5 protein-coding genes and 1 pseudogene are annotated in these 3,779 nt (G+C 52.3%); 4 read left to right on the forward strand and 2 right to left on the reverse strand.

What is annotated here, in order from left to right; all coding sequences use genetic code 11:
• From DBR18_RS27680 to DBR18_RS27690, 3 genes are all read left to right on the forward strand, one after another.
• The coding region (locus tag DBR18_RS27680; RefSeq protein ID WP_108592725.1) for an Rnf-Nqr domain containing protein at positions 1–407 on the forward strand (407 nt) is incomplete at its 5' end.
• The gene (nth, locus tag DBR18_RS27685; protein ID WP_003227707.1) at positions 404–1,042 is read left to right on the forward strand and encodes an endonuclease III; all 639 of its coding nucleotides are present in this window, start codon (positions 404–406) and stop codon (positions 1,040–1,042) included. The genes DBR18_RS27680 and nth, both read left to right, overlap by 4 nt.
• A 107-nt stretch (positions 1,043–1,149) precedes the next feature.
• Entirely contained in the window at positions 1,150–1,329 is a 180-nt protein-coding gene (locus tag DBR18_RS27690; RefSeq protein WP_102354951.1) for a PA3496 family putative envelope integrity protein, read from the forward strand.
• An 80-nt stretch (positions 1,330–1,409) separates the two neighbouring features.
• Here the strand turns inward: DBR18_RS27690 and DBR18_RS27695 are convergent, their stop codons facing one another.
• Complete coding sequence (locus tag DBR18_RS27695; RefSeq protein WP_108592726.1) at positions 1,410–2,036, reverse strand: response regulator transcription factor; 627 nt, start codon at positions 2,034–2,036, stop codon at positions 1,410–1,412.
• Between the two features lie 459 nt (positions 2,037–2,495).
• Here DBR18_RS27695 and DBR18_RS27700 point away from each other — a divergent pair, with 459 nt between their 5' ends.
• On the forward strand, positions 2,496–3,146 hold the full coding sequence (locus DBR18_RS27700) for a hypothetical protein (protein ID WP_108592727.1): 651 nt from the start codon (positions 2,496–2,498) through the stop codon (positions 3,144–3,146).
• 135 nt (positions 3,147–3,281) lie between these two features.
• Here the strand turns inward: DBR18_RS27700 and DBR18_RS27705 are convergent.
• Positions 3,282–3,779 (reverse strand): annotated as a pseudogene (locus tag DBR18_RS27705) (argininosuccinate synthase domain-containing protein); the annotation flags it as partial.

Here is a 3,779-nt window from a genome sequence, read left to right on the forward strand (position 1 = left end):
CCAGTCTGGTGCTGGCCGCCACCCTGACCAGTTGCGCCAATATTCTCGCCCAGCGCTGGGCGTTGCAGTGGCAACAGTCACTCGGGATCTATGCCGGGCTGATCGCCTTGCAATGCGTGGTGCTTGAATACAATGGATTCTTTCGTCAGGCGCTAAACCAGCGTCTGACGTTTTTCACTCTGTCGAGCGGGTTGCTAATGACATTTGCGGTGCTGCGTGAGCTGTTGGGTCAGGGCCGTCTCGGTCGTGGACTGTCAGAACACTGGCAAGGTCTGGTTCTGTTTAACGAAGGGCTGCACCTGATCACCCTGATACCCGGCGCCTTCATACTGCTGGGGCTGCTGGTGGCTGCTCGCCAGGCTTGGACTCGCTCGAACGCTCCTTCCAAGGAAACCCATCACCCATGAATGCCGCAAAACGCCTCGAGATTTTTCGTCGACTGCATGAAGACAATCCCGAGCCAAAAACCGAACTGGCCTACTCCTCGCCCTTCGAATTGCTGATTGCGGTAATTCTCTCGGCACAATCGACTGACGTCGGCGTCAACAAGGCCACGGCCAAACTGTTCCCGGTGGCCAACACCCCGGCGGCGATCCACGCCTTGGGCGTCGAAGGGCTGTCCGAATACATCAAGACCATCGGCCTGTATAACAGCAAAGCGAAAAACGTGATCGAGACCTGCCGCATGCTGGTCGAATTGCACAATGGTGAAGTCCCGCAAACACGCGAAGAACTGGAAGCGCTACCCGGCGTCGGTCGCAAAACAGCCAATGTGGTACTCAATACGGCGTTTCGCCAGTTGACCATGGCGGTCGACACGCACATTTTTCGCGTGAGCAACCGTACCGGCATCGCCCCGGGCAAAAATGTGGTTGAAGTAGAAAAGAAGTTGATGAAGTTTGTGCCAAAAGACTATCTGCTGGATTCCCACCACTGGCTGATTCTGCACGGGCGCTACGTGTGTCTCGCCCGCAAGCCGCGTTGTGGCAGCTGCCGGATCGAAGACTTGTGCGAATACAAACACAAAACCTCGGACGATTGATTGGCTATTGGAATAACTGATTCGTCGATTGAAAAAATCTTTTTTACCCGCCGCAGGAATATCGATATAAGGAGCGCCAAAGGCAGTCTTAGCCTGGAGTTCACCTTATGACTGACAGCAAAGAACAACTGGATGTAGATGAGGATTTCACTGCGGCGGAGACCGACGACGCCGAACCGGTGGTCGAGGTCGCCAAGACCAACCTGAGCAAACGTCGCACCATTGATAACCTGCTTGAGGAGCGCCGACTGCAAAAGCAATTGGCCGATTACGACTTTGATCTCTGACACGTAAAAAGCCTCCGTAGCGGAGGCTTTTTACTATCTGAAGCAAGCCGAAATAGATTGACCCGTGAATCGGTCTGTACTCAGACCAGTCCATTGCGTTGCGCCAACTCGATCAGGTCAACCAGCGAACGGGCATTGAGTTTCAACAACAACCGTGTCTTGTACGTGCTGACCGTCTTGTTGCTGAGAAACATGCCATCGGCAATTTCCTTGTTGGTTTTACCCCGTGCCAACTGCTGCAACACCATCATTTCCCGTCCCGAGAGTCGATCAACCATATCGGCTTCACTGGCGTTCCCCAAGCTGGTACGTACCGTGTGCAATGCCTGATTAGGAAAGTAACTGTAGCCCGACAACACCGCTTTGATTGCACTGAGCAGTTCCGTCAGGTCTTGTTGTTTACAGACATATCCGGCTGCGCCTGATTGCATGCAGCGCATGGAAAAGTGGCCGGGAGCCTGGGACGTCAACACCAGAACTTTCAAAGGCATTGCCGTGGAGGTCAGCCGGGCTATTACTTCAAGACCATCCAGCTTGGGTATTCCAATATCCAGAATGACAATATCCGGCATTTGATCGCGCGCAAGTTGCAAGGCATCTACACCATTGTCCGTTTCTGCAATAACTTCGTAGCCATGGCGCTCCATCAGCATACGTACAGCAAGACGAATGACGGGGTGATCATCCACGATCAGCACTTTATTCATGGGCAAGTCCAGTTCGCTGTTCGAATTTTTAGAGAGCGCACAATATCCCAAGAACTACTGACTTGGCGCAAAGGAGTTCCTCCGCACTCCCAGCAAAAGACATTCCCTACACCAAATAAAGATTATTCCTACAAAAAATCCCACACCTTCGGTGAAAGACTGACCAGTCAAGGCAAGGGCGTCAGAATTTTAATGGCTCAAACGGCAATCGACGCGCTCGTCGCCTGTGTAACCTGGTGGATAAACGGACACTCGCATTTCCCGGCTCTTAAAAAACACATGACTGAACCGACGAAAAAACAGCATAAACCTTTGAAATAAAATCTTTCATCAGAAAACAGAAAACCCGCCAAACAACACGGGGCACAGCTATCCAGTCAGTATCTTTTAATATAAAAATATAGCCCCAACCTTATTCCAATCATCCAAACAAAACGGAAACCAAAATGAGCAAAGAATATGTCAAAGATCAAAAAGAAAATCACCAACCCCATGACAGTTATCGGCATATTCGCGTTTATCTCCGAGACATCGGCCGCTGTTTCTCTGCCCTTTCTTGACGAGGGCGAACGCGAAGTTTATATCTGGTTCCTTATCAGCTTTCCCTTTTACTTGTTATTGCTTTTCTTCATCACATTAAACTTCAACTATCGTTCGTTGTACGCCCCTTCAGACTTCCAGAAAGACGACAGTTTTCTGAAAGTTCATGAAAGCTCCAGACGGGCCGAAGATGACTTGAATTCAAATACGGGAAAGCCACTCACGGCGGAGAGCGACAATAAGGCCAGCTCCCGCTCCAGGAGTTCGTGCGCCGTGCCCACCTGGATCGAACATATTGTTCAGCTTCCCAAGCCGCTAGGCATGATAAGAGCCATCGATGTGCGCCAGATGACCACCAGGGCAGCGTTTGAAAATCTGATGGATAGCTTTCCACGCTTTGCCAAACCCGCAGCCAAGGCGATAGTTTTTCTCACTCATTCAGAGTCAGAAGCGTTTGTCAGGCAAATAGTGCCCGGCTTGATCAAACAGTTGAAGAAAAGTGGTGAAACAACGTTGGTCTTCGCCTATGACACCGACTCGCAGGCCACAACGATTTTCAGGGGGGGATAAGCCGCGGACGCGACGCAGAGCAACATGCATGTTTGAGCGGACAAGAATGTCAGGGCATGACGCCAGATCAAACACTGAAGGGATGGCAGCCTTGTCGGAACGACAAAGCCGCCATTCAATTCAAGCCGGTGGGCTTCAGAACAGCTTGCGGCCCTTGTTGGCAGCAATGCGCATGCGCAGCGCGTTGAGCTTGATGAAGCCCGCCGCGTCGGCCTGGTTGTAGGCACCGCCGTCTTCTTCGAAGGTTGCGATGTTGGCATCGAACAGCGAATCGTCGGACTTGCGGCCAGTCACGATCACGTTGCCCTTGTACAGTTTCAGGCGAACCACACCGTTCACGTTGACCTGCGAGGCGTCGATCATCTGTTGCAGCATCAGACGCTCAGGGCTCCACCAGTAGCCGGTGTAGATCAGGCTGGCGTATTTCGGCATCAGCTCGTCTTTGAGGTGAGCGACTTCGCGATCCAGAGTAATCGATTCGATGGCGCGGTGCGCGCGCAGCATGATGGTGCCGCCCGGGGTTTCGTAGCAGCCACGGGACTTCATGCCGACATAACGGTTTTCAACGATGTCGAGACGGCCGATACCGTGGGCACCGCCGATCTTGTTCAACGTCGCCAGTACGGTGGCCGG

This window comes from Pseudomonas sp. HMWF021, assembly GCF_003061005.1.
In the GTDB taxonomy this organism is placed as follows: domain Bacteria; phylum Pseudomonadota; class Gammaproteobacteria; order Pseudomonadales; family Pseudomonadaceae; genus Aquipseudomonas.